The following is a 22,357-nucleotide window of genomic DNA, read 5'->3' as shown; positions in this document are numbered from 1 at the left end:
CGGCACCGCCGCCGCGTGCACCCCACGCGGCGGCTCGTTTTTCGGCACCCCGATGCCGGAGGGCCCCGACCTGTCGGAGCCGGACGCGTCGGAACCCCTGGGATTTGGCTATGAAGACCACCTCGCTGAAGCCCGCCGAGGTCGACAAGAAGTGGATCGTGATCGACGCGGAGGGCCTCGTGGTGGGCCGGCTCGCGTCGATCGTGGCGATGCGCCTGCGCGGCAAGCACAAGCCCGCCTACACGCCCCACGTCGATTGCGGCGACCACGTCATCGTCGTCAACGCGGACAAGGTGAAGTTCACCGGCCGCAAGTACGTTCAGAAGCGCTACTACTACCACACCGGCTATCCGGGCGGGATCAAGGAGCGCACGGCCAAGTTCATCCTCGAGGGCCGGTTCCCCGAGCGCGTGGTCGAGAAGGCCGTCGAGCGCATGCTGCCCCGCGGCCCGCTCTTCCGTCAGATCCTCGGCAACCTCCGCGTCTACAAGGGCGCCGCGCACCCGCACGAGGCCCAGCAGCCGCAGGCGCTCGACGTCGGCGCCCTCAACCGCAAGAACGTGAGCGCTTGATCATGGCGACCCTGCAGTCCCTCGCCGACCTCAACCGGGCGAATACCGGCGCGGTCGACCCCGCCAACGAGGCCCCCATCCACGTCCAGAAGCTGGACGCGCAGGGCCGTGCCTACGCCACCGGCAAGCGCAAGGACGCGGTCGCCCGCGTCTGGATCAAGCCGGGCAACGGCACGGTCACGATCAACAAGCGTCCGGTCGAGGTCTATTTCGCCCGTCCGGTGCTGCGCATGATCCTGCGCCAGCCGCTGGAGATCGCCGGCCGCGTCGACCAGTACGACATCAACGTCACGGTCGCCGGCGGCGGTCTCTCGGGCCAGGCCGGCGCCGTGCGCCACGGCCTCTCGAAGGCGCTGACCTACTACGAGCCCGAACTGCGCGCCCCGCTCAAGCGCGAGGGCTTCCTCACCCGCGACGCCCGCGTGGTCGAGCGCAAGAAGTACGGCCGCAAGAAGGCCCGCCGCAGCTTCCAGTTCTCGAAGCGCTGAGATCCGGTCACAGAGGTGTCACGGAGAGGGCGGTTCCTGCGGGGGCCGCCCTTTCGCATTTTCAGGCTGCGGCGCGGCCGTTGACAGGATGGGGCACCGCGCTCACCTGATCGGTGACCGTGGGGCCCGAGTCGGGCGGCGCGTGAGGATCGAAGAGCGAGACGGACGATGGCTGGCGACGGCGCGACGAAGCCCACGGTGTTCATCGACGGCGAGGCCGGCACCACCGGCCTCGGCATCCGCGAGCGCCTGGAGCGCGACGGGCGGGTCGCCCTGCGCAGCATCGCCCCCGAGCACCGCAAGGATCCGCAGGCCAAGCGCGCGCTGCTCGCCGAGGTCGATCTCGTCGTGCTCTGTCTGCCCGACGAGGCCGCCAAGGAGACGGTGGCGCTGGCCGACAGCCTGCCCGGCGGCGGCCCGCGCGTCCTCGACGCCAGCACCGCCCATCGCGTGGCCGAAGGCTGGACCTACGGCTTCCCGGAGATGACCCGGGCGCAGGGCGCCGCGATCGCCCGGGCCCGGCGGGTTGCCAATCCGGGCTGCTACCCGACCGGCGGCATCGCGCTCCTGCGCCCCCTGGTGGAGGGCGGGCTGATCCCGGCCGATCACCCGATCAGCGTCAACGCGGTCAGCGGCTACAGCGGCGGCGGCAAGAGCATGATCGAGGCCTTCGAGCAGGGCACGGCCCCGCCGTTCCAGCTCTACGGCCTCGGCTTCGCCCACAAGCACGTGCCGGAGCTGCAACGCTACGGCGGGCTGTCCCGGCGGCCGATCTTCGTGCCGTCCGTGGGCAATTTCCGGCAGGGCATGCTGGTGAGCATCCCGCTCCACCTCGACGCGCTGCCGGGCCGGCCCGCAGCCGATGACCTGGAGGCCGCCCTGCGCGACTGGTACGCCGGCCAGCCGCTGGTGCAGGTCGTGCCGGGCGCCGGCACGGGGGCGCACCGTGAGAAGATCGAGCCGGAGGATCTCAACGACACCGACCGGCTGGAGCTGCGGGTGTTCGGCGCCTCCGACCACGGGCAGGCGGTGCTGGTGGCCCGCCTCGACAATCTCGGCAAGGGCGCCTCCGGGGCGGCGGTGCAGAATCTCGGGCTGATGCTCGGGCTCGACGGCTGAGGCCCGCGCCCGGATCGACCGGCGATCCGGGCGCATCGTCGGCGACCAGCCGATCGCGCGGCGATCGCCATCGGTCTCCCCCGCGGAAGCTTGCAGCACGCGGCGTCGATCGGCGCGGATGCCCCACGCGCCGCCCCGATCCCCCCACGCCGATCCCTTCCGGCGCATCGCCGTCCCGACGGCCGCGCGGGAGCGACCTTTACCGCCCATGGGTTGACGCTCCAAAGCGCGTGCCACGCAAGGCGCGCGGGAGGCGTGAGCGCATCGCAGCCGGCGCTCTCGACGGCAGAGCCATGGAAACCTCATGACGACCGAGCCCGACATCGACGCGGAGAAGCAGAAGCTGCTCAGGCACCTCGTGACGTTCGACGCGCGGATCCGGTATCCGGCGCCCTACGTCGCCTTCGCCGGGAAGCCGTCGTCCCAGATCTTCGAGAACGGCTGGCACTACGACGGCCTGGGATACCGCAACGACGTGACGGTCGGCCCCCGGGGCAGGGCCGAGGCGGCCCGGGTGTTCATCGTCGGCGACAGCACCCTGGTCGACGGCCTCGACACCGCCGATACCGTCCCCGGCCGCGTCCAGACCGTGCTCCGTCAGAGCCTCGGAGCGGGCGCGCACGTCTACAATTTCGGCGCCATTTCCAACTGCCTGAATCAGGCGATCATGCTGATCACGACGAAGCTCATCGATCTGGAGCCGGACGCGATCGTCATCCTCGCCGGCGGAACGGACATCTTCCAGCCCTGGACCTTCGACCCGCGCCCCGGTCAGCCGTACAATCAGTTCGCCATCGAAGCCATCCACGACGACCTGTTCTCGCAGGGCACCGACACCCGCGCGGCGAGCATCGTGGATCAACGCGCGATGTTGGAAATCCTCTTTTCGAGACTGCGCAACCTGCGGCTGGTGACGTGCTGGAAGGAGGCCGCCTGGGAATGGGAGGTGGTGCGGAATTTCGAACTCTCGGTCGACCGCATCGGCCGGCTCTCCACAGGCATCGGCATTCCCATCCACCTCGTCCTGCAGCCGATGGTGGTGCGCAAACCGGCGCTGTCGGAAGAGGAACGGTCGTTCGCCACGCTCGAATTTCTCGAGTATCTCGATCGTCAATACACGAGGCTGAAGGCCGTCGTCGGAGATTACGACCGGAAATTCGGCCGGCGGAAATTCTTCACCGTCCATGATCTCAGCGACTTGTTCTTTGATCACACGGACAGCGTCTTCACCGACATCGTGCACTACAACGCGGGCGGCCGACAGAGGATGGCGGAGGAACTCGTCGGCCTGCTGAATATCGTCCGGCCCGGCGCGGCCTGACGGCAACCCGGGACCTGGGGTCGGGGCGTCGCCCGACGCCGCCCCAGAACGGCGCCCCGAGGCCATTCCCGACCCGGAGCTTCGACGCCCGAGGGACTTAGTTTGGCATGTCGTTTTCGATCTTCGCGTCCGAGTCGCGCGATGCCGGCGGGGCCTCGAACGTCGCGGCGGTGGCGGACTGAGGCATCCGGACTTGATCACCGCCCCCCGGGCACTGCCTTGACTCGGCCGTTCCGAGGGCCCTAAAGCCCGCCGCGATCGGATTGCCACACTTTACGCGACACGCTGACGGGGCCGGTCCTTCCCGAGGGGAGGGTGATCCAAGCCACGCCCGCTTCCTGAACTGCCGAAGCGCAGCGGCGTCCTCCGGGGATCGCGCGGCCGGCCGGAGGCCTCCTTCGGGCGGGATGGGATCGCCGGGTGCCGGGCACGGCGCCGAGCCCTCGACCGCGCGCGCCGCCGAACCGGTGTCCATCGTCCATGCTTCGACGGGATCGCGCGGGATGACCACGATGACCAACGCCGCCCTGACCGTCGCGGATTATGCCTTCGCACAGGCGGAGTTCTACACCTGCCGGCGAACGCTGGCCGACTACGCCGCGCGGCTGTCGGAAGCGGCCGACCTGCTGCGCGCACGGACCGACCGGGTGAGCATCACCGGCGTTGGCCCCATCCCCCGGCCCGCCGGCGCGCCCGTCATCGACGGTTCGGCGCTGCCCGCGGCCACCGACATCCAGCGGGCCCTGGAGCGCTATCGCGGCGCCTACGACAGGCTGCGCCGGGCCTGGGACGGACTGCCGCCGACCGAGCGCCAGGACCTGCGGCCGCCGCCCTCCGAACTGCCGACGCTGCGGCCCGCGGACGGTTAGGGCCGCGTCCCGGGAGGCCGCGCGGCGCCCGGGCGATCTCGGTGCCGGCCGTTGCGGCCCGCCGGAGCCCTGGCTATCAGTTGCGCCCGCTCGAGACCTCAGGACGACATGGACGCCGCGCCGCACTCCGACCTGTCCGCTCCGGAACGTTCGGAGCCCGCCCGCGCGGTATCCCCCGAGACCGCCGCGGTCGCGCAGGCGATCTCGGAATCCGGCCTGTTCGACCCCGCCTGGTACGCGGCCCGCCATCCGGAGGCGGCGGAGGATCCGCTCGCCCACTACGTCGCGCACCGGACCGAGGCCGGGTTCGATCCGAACCCCCTGTTCGACACCGCGTGGTACCGGGCCCAGGCCCCGCAGGCCGGGGCGGGCGCGCTCCTGCACTACGTCACGCACGGCGCCGCCGCGACGCTCGATCCGCACCCGCTCTTCGATACCGCCTGGTACTTCGCCTGCAACAGCGACGTGGCCGGGGCGGGGGCGAACCCGCTGCAGCACTACCTCGCCGAGGGGGGCCGCGAGGGCCGCAACGTCCATCCGCTGTTCGACACCGGATGGTACCTGCGCCAGCGCCCGGACGTGCGGGCGGCGGGACTCAACCCGCTGCTGCACTTCCTCGCCGATGGCGGCCGGGAGGGCGTCGATCCCCACCCCCTGTTCGACAGCGCGTGGTATCTCGCCCGCCACCCGGAGGTCGCGGCCACCGGCGAGAACCCCCTCGTCCATTACCTGCGGGCCGGCGCGCGGCTCGGCTACGACCCGCATCCGCTGTTCGACACGGCGTGGTACCGCGGCCGGTTCCCGGATGCGGGGGAGAACGCGCTGCTCGATTATCTCGGCCGGGATCCCGAGGACGGCGCCGAGCCGCACCCGCTGTTCGACTCGCCCTGGTACCTCGACCAGGCGCCGGACGTCGCCGAGAGCGGGATGAACCCGGCGATCCATTATCTCACCGAGGGGGCCCGGGCCGGCCTCGGCCCGCACCCGCTGTTTGATCCCGCCCACTACCTGCGGCAGGTGCCGGAGGCGGCCGAGGCCCGGGCGAACCCGCTCCTGCATTACCTGAAGGACCGCGGCGAGACCGACCCGCATCCCCTGTTCGAGGCGGCCTGGTATCTGCAGCGCAACCCGGCGGCCCGGGGCGGCAACCCGCTGCTGCATTACCGGCTGCACGGCGCCGGGCTCGATCCGCATCCGCTGTTCGACGCCGCCTTCTACCGCGCCCGGAACACGGATCTCGTCGCGAGCGGGGGGAGCCCGCTCGCGCATTTCATCGCGGGGGGCGCCGCCGAGGGCCGCGACCCCTGCCGGCTGTTCGACACGTCCTGGTACCTCGCGCGCAATCCGGACGTGGCCGGCTCCGGGCAGAACCCCCTGGTCCACTTCCTCGGCGACGGCGGCCGGGAGGGGCGCGACCCGCACCCGCTGTTCGACAGCGGCTGGTATCGCGGCCGGGTCCCGGATCTCGGCACGGCCAACCCCCTCGTCCACTATCTGGCGCACGGGATCCGGGCCGGCATCGATCCGAACCCCCTGTTCGACGCCGCGTGGTACCGGGCGCGCCATCCCGAACTCGGCCCGGATGCGGATCCGCTGGCCGACTACATCGCGCGCGGGGTCCATATCGGCTCCGAGCCGCACCCGCTGTTCGACGGCGGCTGGTACCTGCGGACCTATCCGGACCTGATCGACGCCCACGAGACGCCACTGCACCATTACCTGCATCTCGGCGTGGCGGAGGGACGGGATCCGAGCCCGGACTTCTCGACCCGCTGGTATCTCGAACGCCACCCCGACGTGGCGCGCGCCGGCCTCAACCCCCTCGCCCATTTCGCCGTCGCCGGGCGCGCCGAGGGTCGGGCGCCGCTGCCGCTGGAGGCGCTCCATGCCCGGCGCGTCGCCGCCGAACGGCTGGCGCTCGCCGCCGAGATCCAGGACATCCACCGCCATATCGGGCTGATGGTCGTGCGGCCGACCTTCGTCGTGCTGGTCGAGGGCGGGGAGGCGGCGGAGGCGGCGCGCACGCGCGCCTCGCTGGCGCGGCAGATTTACGACCGGATCCAGGTCTGCGACACGCGGGCGGCCGCGGCCGAGGCCCTCCGGGATCGGGCGGAGGCCTACCTGCTCTGGCTGAAGGCCGGCGACGCGCTGCCGCCGCGCGCCCTCTACGACCTCGCCTGCGACATCAACCGGGCCCCCGCGGCGGACCTGATCTACGGGGACGAGGAGATCGAGGGGCCGGACGGGATCCTGCCGTTCTTCAAGCCCGGTTGGAGCCCGGACTACCTGGAGAGCGTCGATTATATCGGCCGGGCGGCCTGCTACCGCGGCGCGGCGGTGGCCGACCTCGTCCCGGACGCGCGCAGCGCCTTCGCGCTGAGCCTGCGCCTCGGGGCGGCGGGCGCCCCGGTGCGGCACCTGCGCCGGATCCTGCTGCGCGGGCCGGACCGGCGCTCCGGCGCGGACGAGACCGAGCGGGCGCTGATCGGCGAGCACCTGGCGCGGACCGGCCGCGCGGGCGCCCGCGTCGAGGCCGCGCGCGGCGCACGTCGCTACGCCGTCGCCCCGGGGCCGCGCGACGAGACCGTCTCGCTGATCGCCGCGCTGGCACTCGGGCCCGCCGGCGGGGAGCCGCGGGCGGTCGCGGCCTTCCTCGATCGGATCGCGGCGATCCGCGAGGCATCGAGCCACGCCCCCCTCGACGTGGTCGCCGTCCTCGACCGGGAGGCCGGCGCCGCCGAGGCGGGGGCGCTCCGGGCGGCCGGATGCCGGACCGTCGCGGCCGAGCCCGCGGCCGGCCCCGCGCGGGGGTTCAACGCCGGCGCCCGGTCGGCCACGGGCCCGTTCCTGCTCTTCCTCGATCCGGATCTGGAGCCGGTCGAACGCCACTGGATCGAGCGCATGCTGATCCAGTTCGACAAGCCCGCGATCGGCGTCGTCGGGGCGCGCCTGATCGGTGCGGACGGGCAATTCCGGCATGCGGGCATCGTGATGAACGGTGGCAGCCCCGAGCCGATCCGCGAGGGCCATGGCGGCGCCGACGGCTACTTCTTCAGCGCGGCGGCGGCCCGGAATTTCCTCGCCGTGAGCGGCGCCTGCCTGATGACCCGGGCCGAGGCGTTCCGCGCGGCCGGCGGCTTCGACGCGGGTCTGGACGGGGCGCTGTGGGACGTCGACTACTGCCTCGGCCGGCGCGCGGCGGGCCTCCGGGTCGTCTACGAGCCGGGGGCGGTGCTGGCCGACACGCGCCCGGGGCGGCCATCGCCGATCCGGGCCGACGAGGCCGCGCGCTTCACGCGGCGCTGGGGGGCGCGGATCGCGCACGATCCCTACTACAACGCGGCCGTCCTGCGGCTGGGGCCGCCGAACTACGATGGCCAGCCGGTGCCCTGAGGGCGCGGGCGGGCGAGTTTACGGGGCCGAGCGGTTCCATTAGTGCGCTCAGCGAGACCACATCCGCGCGGCCATCGACCGCCGCCCCAGCACCGAGTCCTCCGGCACCAAGTCCCCATGAGCCCGACCGACCCGATCCGCGCGACCGCGCCCGCGAGCCCTGCGGGCGCCCTGCGCCCGAGCCGAGAGGTGCCGTGATGGTGCTGCGCTTCACCCGGGGCGGCCGTCGCAGCCTGAGCGGCCTCGGCCGGACCGTCGGCACAGCCATCGCCCACAGCGGCGCCCTGCGCGCGCTGAGCCGCCTCGACGGGCGCTATCACCGGTGGGCGGGGGCGCCGGAGACCCGCGCGAGCCGCAATCCCCTGGTGCGCCTCCTCGCCCGCGGCGGCCTGCCGGCCGCCACCGATCCGACCGCCGAGGCCGAACAGCTCGCCGCCCTCGCGCCCCATTTCGACGCCGCCTTCTACGAGAGCTGGTACGGGATCGGCGGCCCGGCGGCGCTGCGCGACTATCTCCGCACCGGCTGGCGCCAGGGCCGGGACCCGCGCCCGGACTTCTCGACCGCCGCCTACCTCGCCGCGCACCCGTTCCTCGCGCACACGGAGGTGAATCCGTTCCTGCACTACCTGCGCGCCCTGCTGGCCCGGGGCGTGCAGGCGATCCCGCAACCCGACCCCCGCCGCGCGGCCCGCCTCGCGCGCCGGCTCGTCGACGCCGACCATTATCTCGCCGGAAACCCCGACCTCCGGGCCGCCGGCGTCGATCCCGGCAGCCACTACATGAGCTCGGGCTGGCGCGAGGGCCGCGACCCGTCGCCGAACTTCGACGTCCCGTATTACTGCCTGTCGCACGGCATCAGCTACGCAACCGAGAATCCGCTGCTGCACTACGTCCGGCACGGCGGCAAGGCGCGGCCGGCGAGCGAGGACGAGGCGGTGGCCTTCCGGATCGCGACGATCGCGCCGTATTTCGACGCCGCCTATTACCGCGGCCGCGGCGACGACCGGTCCGACGAGAAGCTCCTGCGCGCCTACGCGGCCGGCGCGTGGCGCGAGATGCGCAGCCCGCGCCAGGACTTCGACCCGGCGGGGTTCGTGCAGGCGCGGGCCGACAACCGCGTGGTGCGCGGCGACCCGTTCTTCCGCACCATCGCCGAGACGCTGCTCGCGGGGGAGACGCCGTTCTCGGGTCCCGGCCAGATCAGCTTCCCGGCGGTCGACGACGACTGGTACCGGGCGACCTACGCGGACGTGCGCGGCAGCGGTCTGCGGCCCTACGCGCATTTCGCCAGCACGGGCTGGCGCGAGGGCCGCGATCCGGGACCGCAGCACGCGACGCTCTACACGTTGCTGCGCGTCTGCGGCTTCCGCCCGGAACGGCCGCCCGTGGAGGACACGGCCTGGATCGCGCAGATCGGCCGCGAGCCGGTCGACCGCGAAGCGTATCTGCGGCTGCAGACCGCCCTGGCGGCGCTGCATTTCGATCATGCCTACTACCGCGCGCGCTACGGCGTGCCCGATACGGTCGACGCGGTCCGCGACTATTGCGAGCGCGGCTGGCGGACGGGGCGGAATCCGCGCGCGGATTTCAACGGTCAGGACTACCTCGACCAGCACGGTTCCGTGCTGGAGACCGGGGTGGCGCCCTTCGTCCACCACCTCGCCACCGCGGTGATGCTCGGCGTCGACGTCGCGGCCGGAACCTTCGACCCGCGCTACGGGGCGCCGCCCTCGGAGGCGGACGAGGCCCTGGCCGACGAGGCGCTCCTGATGGAGCCCCATTTCGACGCCGATTTCTACGCGAGGCGCTATCCCGACGTCGCCGGGGCCCGGGGCGGGCCGCTCGCCCATTTCGTCGCCCACGGCCAGCACGAGGGACGGCTGCCGAACAAGCGCTTCTCGTACGATTTCTACGGCAAGACCTACGGCCACCTGCTGGCCGCGGGGGAATCGCCGTTCCTGCACTACGTCCGCACCGGCCACGCCGCCGGGCTGATGGCCTGCCCCGAGGATCTCGGCACCTGGCCGGCCATGACCGCCCCCGAACCGCACGAATGGGACGGCCTGCCCCGGGCCCTGCCGATCGCCGGGGCCGACGTCGTCGTCATCATGCCGGTCTACAAGGGGCGCGGCGAGACCCTGCGCGCCATCCATGCCTGCCTGTCGGCCCGGCAGCGGACCCGGTTCACGCTGCTCGCCATCAACGACCGCTCGCCCGATCCGGGTCTCACCGCGGAGCTGGCGGATCTCGCCGGCCGCGGCCTGTTCCACCTCGTCGAGAACGCGCAGAATCTCGGCTTCGTGCGCTCGGTCAACCGCGGCCTGTCCCTGCGCCAGGGCAAGGCCGTCGTCCTGCTCAATTCCGACGCCCAGGTCTTCGGCGACTGGCTCGACCGCCTGGTCGCCCATGCCGAGGCCCGGCCGCTTGTCGGCAGCATCACGCCGCTGTCGAACAACGCCACGATCTGCAGCTATCCGAAGTTCAACGCCAACAACAGCATGCAGCTGGAGATCGCCCGGCCCGAGCTCGACGCCGCCGTGGCCCGGATCAACCGGGGGCATGCCGTGACGGTGCCCACCGGCGTCGGCTTCTGCATGTACATGACGGCGCCCTCCCTGGAGGCCGTCGGGGTGCTCGACGAAATCGCCTTCGGCAAGGGCTACGGCGAGGAGAACGACTGGTGCATGCGCGCGCTCAAGGCGGGTTACATCAACCTGCTCGCCGAGGACGTGTTCGTCTATCACGCCGGCCAGATCTCGTTCGGGCTCGACGAGGGCGGCGAGTACGACCAGGGGCAGGCGGCCTTGCTCGCCAAGCACCCCGACTATCCGGCCGTGGTCGGCCAGTTCGTCCAGGCCGATCCCGGCCGCCGGACGCGGGCGCGGATCGACCTGTACCGGCTGGCCCGGCACTTCCGGGAGCGGGCCGTCCTGTTCGTGACCCATAGCTGGGGCGGGGGCATCCAGCGGCACATCGAGGACATGATCGCCCGACTCCAGGGGGAGGGGACCAGCGTGGTCCTGCTGTCGGTCGACCGGGACCGCAACCTCCAGATCAACGTCTCGTACCGCAGCGGCGACCTGCTCTACCTGCCGACGGTCGAGAGCCTGTATCTCCCCCACGACGAGGCCCAGATCGCCGAGTTCCTCGGCTGGCTGGCGCCGCAATTGATCCACGTCCACTCGCTGGCCGGCCTGCGCTGGTCGGCGGCGCGGACGATGATGCGGCTGGTGGCGGAGTCCGGGCGCCCCTACGTCTGGACGCTGCACGACTTCTCGCCGGTCTGCCACCGCAACCACCTGGTCCAGCCCGACGGCAGCTATTGCGGGCTCGCCCCGGTCCCGGTCTGCCGCGGCTGCCTGGATGCGGACCAGCAGGGCTTCGAGGAGCCGGATCCGGAGGCGCGGCGGGCGGCGTTCGGCGGGTTCCTGGCCGGCGCCGCGCGGGTCTTCGCCCCCTCGCCGGACACGGCCGGGCGGCTCGCCGCGGCCTATCCGGATCTCGCGATCACCGTGCGGCCCCACTTCGAGGCGGACCGCCGAATCCGGCCGGCGATCCGCAAGCGCCAGGAGGGCCGGCGCCGGGTGGCGGTGCTCGGCGCCATCAACATGATGAAGGGCGCACGCTTCCTCCAGGCGCTCGCCGTGGATGCCCGCGACCGGGACCTGCCGATCGACTTCACCATCGTGGGCTTCTCCGACCCGGCGCTGCGTCCGGCGCTGAAGGCCGTCGGCGTGACCGAGACCGGCCGCTACAGCAGCGACGACGAGGCCCTGGACCTCACGGCGCGCGCCTTCGCCGACATCGTGCTGCAGCCGGCGATCTGGCCGGAGACCTACTCCTACGCCCTGACCCTGGGCCTGCGCACCGGCCTCCCGGTGGTGGCCTTCGACCTCGGCGCGCAGGGAGAGCGGCTGCGGTCCTATCCGCACGGGCACGTCCTGCCCTACGGGCTGATCCACGATCCGTCCGGGTTCAACGACCGCCTGCTCGCGGTCGACGTCTCGCCACGCGGCCGGATCCGCGGGCCCATCGCGGCGGCCGAGTACGGCGATCTGATGCGCGACTATTACGGCCTGGACCCGGCGCCGGCCGGGACGGAGCGCCTCGCCGCCGCGGACGCGGCCTGATCGCCGTCCCGGGCGATCCGGGCTTCAATCGCCGTCGCGGTCATGCTCTGGGCAGAGAGGGCGCGGGTCTCCGCTCGCGTGTGGGCTACGGAGTTCGCACAGCGCGGCCGGATGCAGGCCAGGCCGCCCCCCGCGCGTCTCCCTCCCCCCTCTGCGGGGGAGGGTGGCCCCCGAAGAGGGTCGGGAGGGGGGAGGGAGGGCGCGCAGGTACGGCCATTGCCCCCATCCGGCAGCGATACGCGAACATCGAAGCCGGCTTACCTTTTTCTGTGCCGGAGGCCCATAAATCCGGCGGCTCAGATCGTCCCGTCGAGGCGCAGGTTGGCAGCCGGGTAGTCGATCATCGTCCGGCGCTGCTCGGGGGAATTGGTCCAGCCGCCCGGCCGGATGTAGTCGCCGGTATCGACCACCTCGACCACGTTCCGGACCGTCGGGATCTCCCGGAACCGGTGATCGTAGCCGTTGGCGAAGGTGACCACGGTCTCGACCGAGTCGGACAGGTAGCAGATCGCCGGCCCGAGCGTCCCGAACCCGAAGACGAGGTGGCGCCCGTTCACCAGGGCGGCGGTGTCCTCGACGATGGTCCCGCTCTGCACGGTGAACGGGATCGCCCGGGCCGCGAGATGGGCCTCCAGCGCCTCGATCACCGGGTTCAGGCGGTTCTCGTAGACGAGCTTGACCCGGCCGATGCGGCCCGCCTCCAGGAAGCGGTCGATGACCAGGGTGTAGAAGGACAGCGGCGGCTGGATATAGGCCGCGTTGACCCAGGTGCTGAACACGTCGCCCGACCGGAGATGGATGATCAGTTCGTCCTCGGGCTTCGGCGCGAACACGGGCGGCAGCAGGTTGTAGAGCGGGTGGATGACCGTGCGGACCATCGCGCGCTTCTCCTGCGGCGTCAGCAGGTCCCGGGCGAAGCGGGTGTGGTGCTCCAGCTCCCAGAAATAGCCCTCCAGGAACCAGCCGCCCGGGGGCAGGGGGTCGGCGGCCGGCAGGAAGGTGAGGCCGCCGAGTTCCACCGGCTCGGTACGGGCGATCACCCCGCTGCTCTCCCGGGTGGCGAGCTTGACGTAGCGCAGGCCCAGCCTGCGGGCGACGGCGATCGCCATCGAGTGCTGCATCAGGCCGTTGCCGAGGGCGGCGTTGAGCACGAGCGACACGCCGATCAGCGGGGCGTCCCGGGTGCCGGGGGCGCCGACGAGGGCGTAGCTCATCTGCTCGACCGCGCCGGGGGTCTCGGCCAGCAGCGGCACGTCGAGGCCGATCGCGTCGCGCAGGCGGATCAGTTCGAGGGCCGGCCGCTCGACGAAGACCTCGACCTGGGTCAGGACCAGCGGCTGGCGCTCGTCGAGGGAGACCCTGACGAAGCGGGCCCAGACCAAGCCGGCCAGGGGAAGCTGCAGGGGGATCGCCTGCCCCTTCGCCCGGAAATGGGTCAGCCCGGCGTGGATCAGGGTCCAGGCGGTCCCGCCCTCGGAGACCTCGACCCGCAGCGAGCGGGCCGCCTCCCGCGCGACGTCCCGCCGGTTGTGGACGACGATCGCCGCCAGGGGCAGGCGCTGGCCCAGGTCGACCTGCCACCAGGCCGGCGGGTCCGCTTCCGTATGGGCGTTGTATTCCCGGCTGAAATCCCCGTCGACGAGCCCGTCCGGACCCAGGGGGCACCAGGCCGGCCGGGAACTCTGGCTCGCCGGCCTGCCCAGGGCGACGTTGACGTAGAGGTCCGGATCGTCGAACGGCGCGGTCATCGCCGGGCTCTGAGCAGGTCGCGGGGGCGCGGTCAACCGCCTTGCCGGCACCAGGCCATCCCGCGGCCGCCGCGCCTTGCCTGGCCGCGAGACATCCGGCTAGAGCTGCGCCCGCGCGGGGCGTGACGCGGTCCCGTCACCGCGTGGCCCTGTCGGACGCGCCCGGGCGCGCCATCGCCCCGGAACGGGCGGAAGCGGCTCGACCCGGCCGCCCGCGCGCCGCCGTAAATGCCGGTCCGCCGACCGTGACGGGGGCATCCGGGAGCCGACGAGAGCATCGCATGGCCGCAGCAGCCGATCGGACCGAAGATTGCGTGGATGTCGCGGCCACCCGGGATCAGACACGCGCCCACGACGGCATGGCGCTGACGCTCCAGGTCGATCTCGGCGCGCGCTTCCCGATCTCGGCCGTGTCGGTCAGCCCGGTCGAGGACGGCCGGAGCGGGGCGGGGGCCGCCCTCCGGCTCGCCGTCTCGTCCGACGGGCTGACGTGGTCGGAGGTGGAGCCGGCGGGACAGACCGAGGCGGACGGGGCGATCCGGCTGGCCGTCGCCGCCGGGGTGGCGGGTTGGGCCCGCCACGTCCGCGCGGTGCTCCCCGCCGGAGCCGGGGCGACGCCCGGGCGGCTGCAGGTCTGGTGCGCTGCCGCAGCGCTCGACCTGATCGCCTTCCGAAGCCAGCTCGGCGTCGCCTTCAACATCCTGCACGAGCGTCCGGAGGCGGTGCTGCACACCTCCTACAGCCTCGTGTGCGCGCCGCATCCGCGCTCCAAGGCGATCGTCGGCCTCGCGCTCCTGGAAAACGGCGCCTTCGGCAATTGCCTCGTCCAGTATGCCATCGCCATCTCGGTGGCGCGCGCCCTCGGGCTGAAGCTCGTGAAGATTCCCAAGATCGACCGGAGCCAGGTGATCTTCCTCACGGAGCGCCTGACCTGCGCCGGGATCACGTTCATCCCCGCCGACGAGCCGCTGCCGGACGACGGCTACTTCCTGTCGGGGATGTTCTTCGATTCGCCGTTCCAGCCCCTCGTGAACGCGCGCGATCCGCTGCCGGTGCGCGCGATCGTCCACACCTACATCCGCCGGGTGTTCAACGGCCTGCCGGCGGCGTTCCCGGCCAAGCCCGCGGACGAGTTGATCATCCACATCCGGTCGGGCGACATCTTCAGCACCTGGATCGACCCGAACTACCCGCAGCCGCCGCTCGCCTTCTACCGGATGGTGATCGAGCGCCTGATGGGCGAAGGCCGGATCCGGTCGGTCAAGATGGTGTTCGAGAACCGGGCGAACCCGGTGATCCCGGCGCTGGAGGCCTATGTCGCGGAGATCGGCCTGCCGCTGACGACGCAGAGCGGCACCCTCGCCGACGACGTCGCGGCGATCGCCGACGGCCGCTACCTCGTCTTCGGCTTCGGCTCGTTCGGCCCCGGCGTCTGCCACGTCTCGGAGCGCGTGGAGCAGGTGTTCTACTTCTCATGCAACTGGCCGCAGGGCTTCCAGTCGATCGAGACGGTGGGCCAGGCCATCGAGGTCCGGGATGTCGGGGGCGGGTACATGAAGATCGGCGACTGGGCGAACACCGAGGCCCAGCGCCGGCTGATGATCGACTACCCGGCCGCGAATCTGGCCTTCGACGACCGGCTCTGAGCCGGGTGTTCAGAGGGCCACTCGACACCTCGACATGGGCTGGGGCCCGGACCTTCCGAAACCATCACGTCCGAGGGTCCTAAGCCTCGATCACGGTGGCGGGGATCGCGCGGCCCCAGGATGCGAAGGTCACCTCGGTGCGGGCGCGGGCGTCCATCGCCTCGAAGCCGCGCGTGTAGTTGTCGTGCACGAGCAGGTTGGCCTGGCCGCCCTGCCGGGAGGTCTCGCTCTCCGGCCAGAGCGGCGGCGCGTAGCCGCGCCCGTCGGCGCCGACGATCAGGCAGGTCAGGCCCAGGGCCATGACCCGCCGGGTGAGGCCGTCCGGGCCGCTCTCCGCGAAGAAGGCGTCGAGCTTGGACCGGATGGCATAGGTGCCGAGCAGGGCGGCGGCGTGCTCCCGCCGCATCGCGAAGGCGTTGGTCCGCAGGTGCGGATTCGGGAAATCCGGGAACAGCCGATTGATGTAGCGCAGGCTCTCGAAGGACCCCGTCGCGCCGACCAGGCCGACGCCGCAGCTGTCCAGGTTGCGCAGCAGCTTGGCGAGCCAGTGCGGGGCGTTGAGCTCCGCGTTCGTGTTGAGGAAGCAGACGTGGTCCTCGCGCACGCGCGACAGGGCATCCGCGTAGGCGCCGAGGTCGAAGCTGAGATCGTCGGTGTCGATCGCCTGGACGGGCAGGCCGTCGAAGGCCTCCTCCGCGGCCGAGCGCTGCGTGGCGTCGGCGAATCCCTTGAAGATCACGTAGAGCGCGTGGTCGTGGCCGGCCGGATGCGCCCGGTAGGAGGCGGCGAAGCGCCGGAACCGGTCGGCGTGGTCGGCGTCGTAGCCGCGGGCGAGGTAGAGGACGGCGGCGGTCCGGGTCGACATGGTCTTCGGGCACTCCGACGGCGTGGCGGGCCCGGGCGGCCGGACCGCGGGCCTTCACGGCGAGGCTGATAGAGGCTGCCGGCCGGCGTGACGAGGGGGGTCCGCGCGGGCGGGGGCTCCCGCCGACCCGGCCGCGTCCGGAGGAGGCGTCGCCGCCCGGGGTGATGACGGGTTGTACAGCATCGGCCTTCGCGCGTAAGCCGCACGGGATCGGAGTGGAAGGCCGGCCCCCGCGCCGCCGGCGCGGCGCGACGCTCCGGCGGGACCGACGGGATTGCCGGGGAGGCAGGGATGAAGGCGGTGATCTTGGCGGGCGGCCTCGGGACGCGCCTGTCGGAGGAGACCGGGACGCGCCCGAAGCCGATGGTCGAGATCGGCGGCCAGCCGATCCTGTGGCACATCATGAAGGGCTTCGCGGCCCACGGGGTGCGCGAGTTCGTGATCTGCCTCGGCTACCGCGGCTACATGATCAAGGAATTCTTCCTCAACTACCGGCTCCACCTCTCCGACGTCACCGTCGAGACCGGGACGGGCGCGATCGAGTTCCACCGCAGCGGCGCCGAGGACTGGAGCGTGTCGCTGATCGAGACCGGGCCCGAGACCATGACCGGCGGCCGGCTGAAGCGCGTGCGCCCCTATCTCGGGACCGAGCCGTTCTTCATGACCTACGGCGACGGGGTCTCGGACGTGGACCTGACCGCGCTCGCCGCCTTCCACAGGGCCCACGGCCGGATGGCGACCCTGACCGCCGTGGCCCCGCCCGGGCGGTTCGGCGCCCTGGAGCTGGAGGGCGACGCGATCCGCAACTTCCGGGAGAAGCCCGCCGGCGACGGCGCGGTCATCAACGGCGGCTTCTTCGTCCTCGACCCGCGCGTGCTCGACTACGTGACGGGCGACAGCACCGTGTGGGAGAACGAGCCGCTGGAACGCCTGGCGCGCGAGGGGCAGCTCCAGGCCTACCGGCATACCGGGTTCTGGCAGGCGATGGACACCCTGCGCGACAAGAACCAGCTCGAGGCGCTCTGGACGCGCCGGGCCGCCCCCTGGATGGTGTGGTGATGGGCGCGCGCAATCCGGATCCGGGCTTCTGGGCCGGCCGGCGGGTGCTGGTCACCGGCCATACCGGCTTCAAGGGCGGCTGGCTGAGCCTGTGGCTCACGCATCTCGGCGCCCGGGTCACCGGCTTCGCGCTGGCGCCGGAGACCGAACCGAGCCTGTGCGCGCTCACCGATCTGCCGGCCCGGATCGACAGCCGGATCGGCGACGTGCGCGAGGCCGCGGCGCTCGCCGCCTGCGTGGCCGAGGCGCGGCCCGAGATCGTCCTGCATCTGGCCGCCCAGGCGCTGGTCCGGCCGTCCTACGCCGACCCGGTCGGCACCTACGCCAGCAACGTCATGGGCACGGTCCACCTGCTGGAGGCGGTGCGCGCCTGCCCGTCGGTCCGCGCCGTGGTGATCGTCACGAGCGACAAGGCCTACGAGAACCGCGAGTGGGTCTGGGCCTACCGCGAGGACGAGCCGATGGGCGGGCGCGATCCCTATTCCAACTCGAAGGGCTGCGCCGAGCTCGTCACCAGCGCCTACCGCGCCTCGTTCTTCGGCGCAGGCGCCCACCCCGCGCGGATCGCCAGCGCCCGGGCCGGCAACGTCATCGGCGGCGGCGACTGGTCCCTCGACCGCCTGGTCCCGGACGCGGTGCGCGCCTTCGCGCGCGGCGCGCCGGTGGAGATCCGCGCGCCGGGTGCGGTGCGGCCCTGGCAGCATGTCCTGGAGCCGCTCTCGGGCTACCTGGCGCTGGCCGAGGCCCTGTGCGGGGCGGACGGGGGACGCTACGCGGAAGGCTGGAACTTCGGCCCGGCCGACGCGGATTGCCGGCCGGTCTCCGAGGTGGTGGCCGGGCTCGCCCGGGGCTGGGGGGCGGGCGCGCAGTGGCGGCTTTCCGCCGGCCCCCACCCGCACGAGGCGACCTTCCTCAAGGTCGACGCGTCGAAGGCGCGCGCGCATCTCGGCTGGGACCGGCGGCTGGCGCTCGCCGAGGCGCTCGACTGGACCGGGGCGTGGTACCGCGCCCAAGGGGAGGGCGCGGACGCCGCCGCGCTGACGTTGGATCAGATCGCGCGCTACGCAGCGCTGGCGGAGACGGGGGACCGGGCATGAGCGCAGGAACGGAACCTCTCCCCGCCGCCGCGGCCCGGGCCTGCTGCCGATCCTGCGGTGCGCCGCTCACCCGCACCGTGGCCGATCTCGGCCTGTCGCCGCTCGCCAATGCCTACGTCCCGCCCGAGCGGGCCGGGCAGGGGGAGATGGTCTACCCGCTCCACGCCTATGTCTGCGAGACCTGCTGGCTGGTGCAGCTCGAAGCGTTCGAGAGCCCGGAGCAGATCTTCTCCGACTACGCCTATTTCTCCGGCTTCTCCGCGGGCTGGCTGCGCCACGCGGAGGCCTACGTCGCGGCGATGACCGGGCGCTTCGGCCTGGGGCCGGACAGCACGGTGGTGGAGGTCGCGAGCAACGACGGCTACCTGCTCCAGTACTTCGTCGCCCGCGGGGTGCCGGTGCTCGGCGTCGAGCCGGCCGCCAACGTCGCGGCCGCGGCCCGGGACAAGGGCGTGCCGACCGAGGTCGCGTTCTTCGGCCGCGCCACCGCCGAGCGGCTGAAGGCCGAGGGCCACGGCGCCGACCTGATGGCGGCCAACAACGTCCTCGCCCACGTCCCCGACATCCTCGACTTCGTGGCCGGATTCCAGGTTCTGCTGAAGCGCGACGGCGTCGGCACCTTCGAGTTCCCGCACCTGCTGCGCATGATCGAGCACAAGCAGTTCGACACGATCTACCACGAGCATTTTTCCTACCTCTCGCTCGGTGTCGTGTCCGGCATCCTGGAGCGCTCGGGCCTGCGGGTGTTCGACGTGGCGGAACTGCCGACCCATGGCGGCTCGCTGCGGGTGTTCTTCTGCCACGCCGACGGGCCGCACGCGCCGACGCCCGCCGTCGCGCGGGTGTTGGACGCCGAGCGGGCCGGCGGCCTGTTCTCGGCCGAGGGCTACGCGCGGTTCGCCGAGTCCGTGGTCGCGATCAAATGCGCGAGCCTGGACTTCCTGATCGCCGAGCGCCGGGCGGGCCGGCGGGTCGTGGGCTACGGGGCGGCCGCCAAGGGCAACACCTTCCTGAACTATTGCGGGATCGGCCCGGAGCTGGTCGCGGCGGTGGCCGACCGCTCGCCGCACAAGCAGGGCCGGCTCCTGCCCGGCAGCCGGATCCCGGTGATCGCCCCCGAGGCGCTGCTGGCGCTGCGCCCGGACACCGTGCTGATCCTGCCGTGGAACCTGAAGGCCGAGGTCATGGAGGAGATGGCCGGGATCCGCGCCTGGGGCGGACGCTTCGTCACCTGCATCCCGAGCCTGAGCGTGGAGTAGGCCGGTGATCGTCGAGGAGCTGCCGCTGGCGGGCGCCTATCGGATCGGGATCCGCCCGCACACGGACGAACGCGGCTTCTTCGCCCGCACGGTCTGCGAGGACACGCTGGCCGAGCGCGGCCTGGTCGGCCGGTTCCGGCAGTCGAGCGTGTCGTTCAACCGGCTGCGCGGTACGGTGCGCGGGATGCACTACGCCCTGGCCCCGCACGCCGAGACCAAGCTCGTGCGCTGCACGATGGGGGCGATCCACGACGTGATCGTCGACCTGCGCCGGGGCTCGCCGACCTATCTCCGGGCGGCGGGGATCGAGCTCTCGGCGGAGAACCGGGCGGCGCTGTACATCCCGGCGGGGTTCGCCCACGGCTTCCAGACGCTCCGCGACGACACGGAGGTGCTCTACATGATCGACCGCGCCTACGTGGCCGAGGCCGCCCGCGGCCTGCGCTGGGACGACCCGGCGCTCGCCGTGGCCTGGCCGGAGCCCGTGGCGGTGATCGCCGAGCGCGACCGCACCTATCCGGCCTGGACCGGCGCGGATTCGGTCGTATGAGCGTGGGCGCGCGCCGCGTCCTCCTCACCGGGGCGACCGGGTTCGTCGGCGCCCACGCGATCCCGGCGCTCCAGGCCCGCGGCTTCGCGGTCCACGCCCTCGGACGCCGGCCGCCGGCCGCGGAGACCACCTTTCACCCGGTGGACCTGCTGGACACGGCGGCGATGCGGCGTGTCGTCGGCGCCGTCCGGGCGAGCCACCTTCTGCACCTCGCCTGGTACGCCGAGCCGGGCCTGTACTGGCGCTCGCCCGCCAACCTCGACTGGGTCGCGGCGAGCCTCGCGCTGGTCCGCGCCTTCCGGGAGGCCGGCGGTGCGCGCGCGGTCGCGGCCGGCACCTGCGCCGAATATGCCTGGGGGCCGGAGCACCTGCGCGAGGACGCGCTCTGCGCGCCCGCGACCCTGTACGGCGCCGCCAAGGACGGCACGCGGCGCGTCCTCGATGCCTATGCGGGCGAGACCGGCCTGTCCCTCGCCTGGGGGCGGCTGTTCTTCCTGTACGGGCCCGGGGAGAAGCCCGGCCGGCTGGTCGGCGACGCGATCCGGGCGCTGGAGGCGGGGACGCGCTTCGGCACCAGCCCGGGCCACCAGCGCCGGGATTTCAGCCACGTGGCGGACGCGGCCGGGGCGTTCGCGGCCCTGGTCGACTCGGAGGTCGCGGGACCGGTCAATATCGGCTCGGGGACGGCGCCGCCGGTGCGGGCGATCCTGGAGCGGATCGGCCGCCTGACCGGCCGCCCGGACCGGATCGATTTCGGCGCCCGGCCGCTCGCTGCGGGCGAGCCGGCCTGCATCGCGGCGGACGTGACCCGCCTGCGCGCGGAGGTCGGCTTCCAGCCCCGCTTCGATCTCGATGCGGGGCTCCAGGCGACGCGGGCGGCGTACGGGGCGGGGGTGTAGCGCCTGTCAGCGCGCGGCGCGTCTCAGCCCGGCCGCCGCTCCGTCCCGCACCATTCGGCCACGAACAGCGCCATCGCGGTGGTGCAGCGCTGCACGGAGGCCAGGCTCACGCGCTCGTCGAAGCCGTGGATCGCCTCCGCTCTCGGCCCGTAGCACAGGGCCGGCACCCGGTCGTAGAGGGCGTGGACCCGCGTATCGAGGTAGCTCGCGCTCATGAAGCTCTGAAGCGGCGCGCCCATCGCCCGTTCATGGGCGCGGCCGAGCACGGCCTCGGCCTCGGAACCCGCGTCGAGCACGTAGCCCTCGGCGAAGAAGCCGTTGAACGCCACCCGGGGCGGGTTGTTGGCCAGGAACGAATCGGTGCGGGCGAATCGCGCCACCGCGGCCTCGATCTCGGCCGCGGCCCGCGCCGCCGGCACACCCGGATAGAGCGCCACCCGGCAGTCGATCCGGCACCAGGCCGGGACCGAGGAGGCCCAGTCGCCCCCCGCGATCCGGCCGATATTGAGGTTGATCGGGTGGTCCTCCCCCTCGAAGTGCCGGTGCCCGGCCGCCTCGGCGTTCCAGCGGGCCTCGACCTCGCGGAGCGCGCCGATCACCCGGTAGGTGGCGTCGATGGCGTTGGCGCCCGCACCCATCTCGCGCACGTGGACCGGCACGCCCCGGACCTCGACGGTGAACCACAGCACGCCGGTATTGGCGCGCACGAGCTTCTCGTCCTCCGGCTCGGGGATCAGCACGGCCTCGGCCCGGTAGCCGCGCAGATGGGTCATCAGGGCGCCGTTGCCGGTGGATTCCTCCTCGACCACGGACTGGACCGTCACCGAGGCCGCCGGCTGCAGGCCCAGGCGGGCGAGCGCATCGAGGGCGAACAGGTTGGCCGCGTGCCCGGCCTTCATGTCGCCGGCGCCGCGGCCGTACATCCAGTCGCCCTCGATCACCGGGTCGAAGGGGGGATGGGTCCAGAGGTCGAGGGGGCCCGTCGGCACGACGTCGACATGGGCCTGCAGGATCAGGGAGCGCCCGGTCTCGGTGCTCGGCCGGTGGTGGCAGACGACGATCGGCGCGTCCGAGTGGTGCGCCGGGTCGATCTTCGAGCCGCCCGGATGGGCCGCGATGGCGTCCCGGTCCATGGCGAAGCGCTCGGTGGCGTAGCCGCGGGATCGGAACCGGTCGAAGACGTAGTCCTGGCAGGCATGCTCGGCGCCGCGCAGGGAGGCGAACCGGACCAGCGCCTGCGTGTGGGCGACCTGATCGGCAAAGCCCTCCGCCACGGAGGCTTCGATCTCGGCGGCGAGGGCGGGGTCGAGGGCCATGGGATCTCCGGCAGGTTGCAATCGGG

At 72.6% G+C, this 22,357-nt stretch carries 16 protein-coding genes; 13 read left to right on the top strand and 3 right to left on the bottom strand.

Annotated features, from left to right (window positions below; genetic code table 11):
* Nucleotides 1–110: 110 nt before the first annotated feature.
* The 7 genes from rplM (at nucleotide 111) to AC3IF1_RS19615 (ending at nucleotide 11,892) form a co-directional block, all read left to right on the top strand.
* On the top strand, nucleotides 111–572 hold the full coding sequence (rplM, locus tag AC3IF1_RS19645) for a 50S ribosomal protein L13 (RefSeq protein WP_243972770.1): 462 nt from the start codon (nucleotides 111–113) through the stop codon (nucleotides 570–572).
* A gap of 2 nt (nucleotides 573–574) precedes the next feature.
* On the top strand, nucleotides 575–1,060 hold the full coding sequence (rpsI, locus tag AC3IF1_RS19640; protein ID WP_243972771.1) for a 30S ribosomal protein S9: 486 nt from the start codon (nucleotides 575–577) through the stop codon (nucleotides 1,058–1,060).
* A 168-nt stretch (nucleotides 1,061–1,228) separates the two neighbouring features.
* Complete coding sequence (gene argC / locus AC3IF1_RS19635) at nucleotides 1,229–2,179, top strand: N-acetyl-gamma-glutamyl-phosphate reductase (RefSeq protein WP_243972772.1); 951 nt, start codon at nucleotides 1,229–1,231, stop codon at nucleotides 2,177–2,179.
* A gap of 304 nt (nucleotides 2,180–2,483) precedes the next feature.
* Nucleotides 2,484–3,500 (top strand): SGNH/GDSL hydrolase family protein, encoded by a 1,017-nt coding sequence (locus AC3IF1_RS19630; protein WP_489218976.1) that lies wholly within the window; start codon nucleotides 2,484–2,486, stop codon nucleotides 3,498–3,500.
* A gap of 503 nt (nucleotides 3,501–4,003) precedes the next feature.
* Complete coding sequence (locus AC3IF1_RS19625; RefSeq protein ID WP_243971560.1) at nucleotides 4,004–4,369, top strand: hypothetical protein; 366 nt, start codon at nucleotides 4,004–4,006, stop codon at nucleotides 4,367–4,369.
* A 108-nt stretch (nucleotides 4,370–4,477) separates the two neighbouring features.
* Entirely contained in the window at nucleotides 4,478–7,762 is a 3,285-nt protein-coding gene (locus AC3IF1_RS19620; RefSeq protein WP_489218975.1) for a glycosyltransferase, read from the top strand.
* 197 nt (nucleotides 7,763–7,959) lie between these two features.
* A complete protein-coding gene (locus AC3IF1_RS19615) occupies nucleotides 7,960–11,892 on the top strand; it encodes a glycosyltransferase (protein WP_489218973.1) in 3,933 nt (1,310 codons plus the stop codon).
* Between the two features lie 296 nt (nucleotides 11,893–12,188).
* Here AC3IF1_RS19615 and AC3IF1_RS19610 read toward each other — a convergent pair whose 3' ends face one another.
* Nucleotides 12,189–13,640 (bottom strand): discoidin domain-containing protein, encoded by a 1,452-nt coding sequence (locus AC3IF1_RS19610; RefSeq protein WP_489218972.1) that lies wholly within the window; start codon nucleotides 13,638–13,640, stop codon nucleotides 12,189–12,191.
* Nucleotides 13,641–13,921: 281 nt separating this feature from the next.
* On the opposite strand from AC3IF1_RS19610, the gene AC3IF1_RS19605 reads away from it, so the two are divergent.
* The gene (locus tag AC3IF1_RS19605; protein WP_489218971.1) at nucleotides 13,922–15,286 is read left to right on the top strand and encodes a discoidin domain-containing protein; all 1,365 of its coding nucleotides are present in this window, start codon (nucleotides 13,922–13,924) and stop codon (nucleotides 15,284–15,286) included.
* Nucleotides 15,287–15,365: 79 nt separating this feature from the next.
* Here AC3IF1_RS19605 and AC3IF1_RS19600 read toward each other — a convergent pair whose 3' ends face one another.
* On the bottom strand, nucleotides 15,366–16,151 hold the full coding sequence (locus AC3IF1_RS19600; RefSeq protein ID WP_489218969.1) for a hypothetical protein: 786 nt from the start codon (nucleotides 16,149–16,151) through the stop codon (nucleotides 15,366–15,368).
* A gap of 291 nt (nucleotides 16,152–16,442) precedes the next feature.
* Here AC3IF1_RS19600 and rfbF point away from each other — a divergent pair, with 291 nt between their 5' ends.
* Genes rfbF through AC3IF1_RS19575 form a run of 5 tightly spaced genes read left to right on the top strand, consistent with a single transcriptional unit; the run spans nucleotide 16,443 to nucleotide 21,015 of the window.
* Nucleotides 16,443–17,210 (top strand): glucose-1-phosphate cytidylyltransferase, encoded by a 768-nt coding sequence (rfbF, locus tag AC3IF1_RS19595; RefSeq protein WP_243971548.1) that lies wholly within the window; start codon nucleotides 16,443–16,445, stop codon nucleotides 17,208–17,210.
* Nucleotides 17,210–18,307, top strand: coding sequence for a CDP-glucose 4,6-dehydratase (rfbG, locus tag AC3IF1_RS19590; protein ID WP_489218967.1), 1,098 nt, complete (start codon nucleotides 17,210–17,212; stop codon nucleotides 18,305–18,307). Before rfbF ends, rfbG begins: the two co-directional genes overlap by 1 nt.
* The gene (locus AC3IF1_RS19585) at nucleotides 18,304–19,566 is read left to right on the top strand and encodes a methyltransferase domain-containing protein (RefSeq protein ID WP_489218966.1); all 1,263 of its coding nucleotides are present in this window, start codon (nucleotides 18,304–18,306) and stop codon (nucleotides 19,564–19,566) included. The genes rfbG and AC3IF1_RS19585 overlap by 4 nt, the downstream gene beginning before the upstream one ends.
* Nucleotides 19,567–19,570: 4 nt before the next feature.
* Nucleotides 19,571–20,116 carry a dTDP-4-dehydrorhamnose 3,5-epimerase family protein gene (locus AC3IF1_RS19580; protein ID WP_489218965.1) on the top strand — a complete coding sequence of 182 codons (546 nt, stop codon included), beginning with the start codon at nucleotides 19,571–19,573 and terminating at the stop codon, nucleotides 20,114–20,116.
* Complete coding sequence (locus tag AC3IF1_RS19575) at nucleotides 20,113–21,015, top strand: NAD-dependent epimerase/dehydratase family protein (RefSeq protein WP_489218964.1); 903 nt, start codon at nucleotides 20,113–20,115, stop codon at nucleotides 21,013–21,015. Before AC3IF1_RS19580 ends, AC3IF1_RS19575 begins: the two co-directional genes overlap by 4 nt.
* Nucleotides 21,016–21,038: 23 nt before the next feature.
* Here AC3IF1_RS19575 and AC3IF1_RS19570 read toward each other — a convergent pair whose 3' ends face one another.
* Nucleotides 21,039–22,331, bottom strand: a complete 1,293-nt coding sequence (locus tag AC3IF1_RS19570; RefSeq protein ID WP_489218962.1) for an ArgE/DapE family deacylase — start codon at nucleotides 22,329–22,331, stop codon at nucleotides 21,039–21,041.
* Between the last annotated feature and the right edge of the window lie 26 nt (nucleotides 22,332–22,357).

Source organism: Methylobacterium sp. E-012, assembly GCF_057836545.1.
This window is presented reverse-complemented; position numbering and strand designations above follow the sequence as displayed.

What these genes read in the sequence shown, in the direction of transcription:
- rplM (WP_243972770.1), top strand. Translation starts at nt 111, where the DNA reads ATGAAGACCACCTCGCTGAAGCCCGCCGAGGTCGACAAGAAGTGGATC.
- rpsI (WP_243972771.1), top strand. Translation starts at nt 575, where the DNA reads ATGGCGACCCTGCAGTCCCTCGCCGACCTCAACCGGGCGAATACCGGC.
- argC (WP_243972772.1), top strand. Translation starts at nt 1,229, where the DNA reads ATGGCTGGCGACGGCGCGACGAAGCCCACGGTGTTCATCGACGGCGAG.
- AC3IF1_RS19630 (WP_489218976.1), top strand. Translation starts at nt 2,484, where the DNA reads ATGACGACCGAGCCCGACATCGACGCGGAGAAGCAGAAGCTGCTCAGG.
- AC3IF1_RS19625 (WP_243971560.1), top strand. Translation starts at nt 4,004, where the DNA reads ATGACCACGATGACCAACGCCGCCCTGACCGTCGCGGATTATGCCTTC.
- AC3IF1_RS19620 (WP_489218975.1), top strand. Translation starts at nt 4,478, where the DNA reads ATGGACGCCGCGCCGCACTCCGACCTGTCCGCTCCGGAACGTTCGGAG.
- AC3IF1_RS19615 (WP_489218973.1), top strand. Translation starts at nt 7,960, where the DNA reads ATGGTGCTGCGCTTCACCCGGGGCGGCCGTCGCAGCCTGAGCGGCCTC.
- AC3IF1_RS19610 (WP_489218972.1), bottom strand. Translation starts at nt 13,640, where the DNA reads ATGACCGCGCCGTTCGACGATCCGGACCTCTACGTCAACGTCGCCCTG.
- AC3IF1_RS19605 (WP_489218971.1), top strand. Translation starts at nt 13,922, where the DNA reads ATGGCCGCAGCAGCCGATCGGACCGAAGATTGCGTGGATGTCGCGGCC.
- AC3IF1_RS19600 (WP_489218969.1), bottom strand. Translation starts at nt 16,151, where the DNA reads ATGTCGACCCGGACCGCCGCCGTCCTCTACCTCGCCCGCGGCTACGAC.
- rfbF (WP_243971548.1), top strand. Translation starts at nt 16,443, where the DNA reads ATGAAGGCGGTGATCTTGGCGGGCGGCCTCGGGACGCGCCTGTCGGAG.
- rfbG (WP_489218967.1), top strand. Translation starts at nt 17,210, where the DNA reads ATGGGCGCGCGCAATCCGGATCCGGGCTTCTGGGCCGGCCGGCGGGTG.
- AC3IF1_RS19585 (WP_489218966.1), top strand. Translation starts at nt 18,304, where the DNA reads ATGAGCGCAGGAACGGAACCTCTCCCCGCCGCCGCGGCCCGGGCCTGC.
- AC3IF1_RS19575 (WP_489218964.1), top strand. Translation starts at nt 20,113, where the DNA reads ATGAGCGTGGGCGCGCGCCGCGTCCTCCTCACCGGGGCGACCGGGTTC.
- AC3IF1_RS19570 (WP_489218962.1), bottom strand. Translation starts at nt 22,331, where the DNA reads ATGGCCCTCGACCCCGCCCTCGCCGCCGAGATCGAAGCCTCCGTGGCG.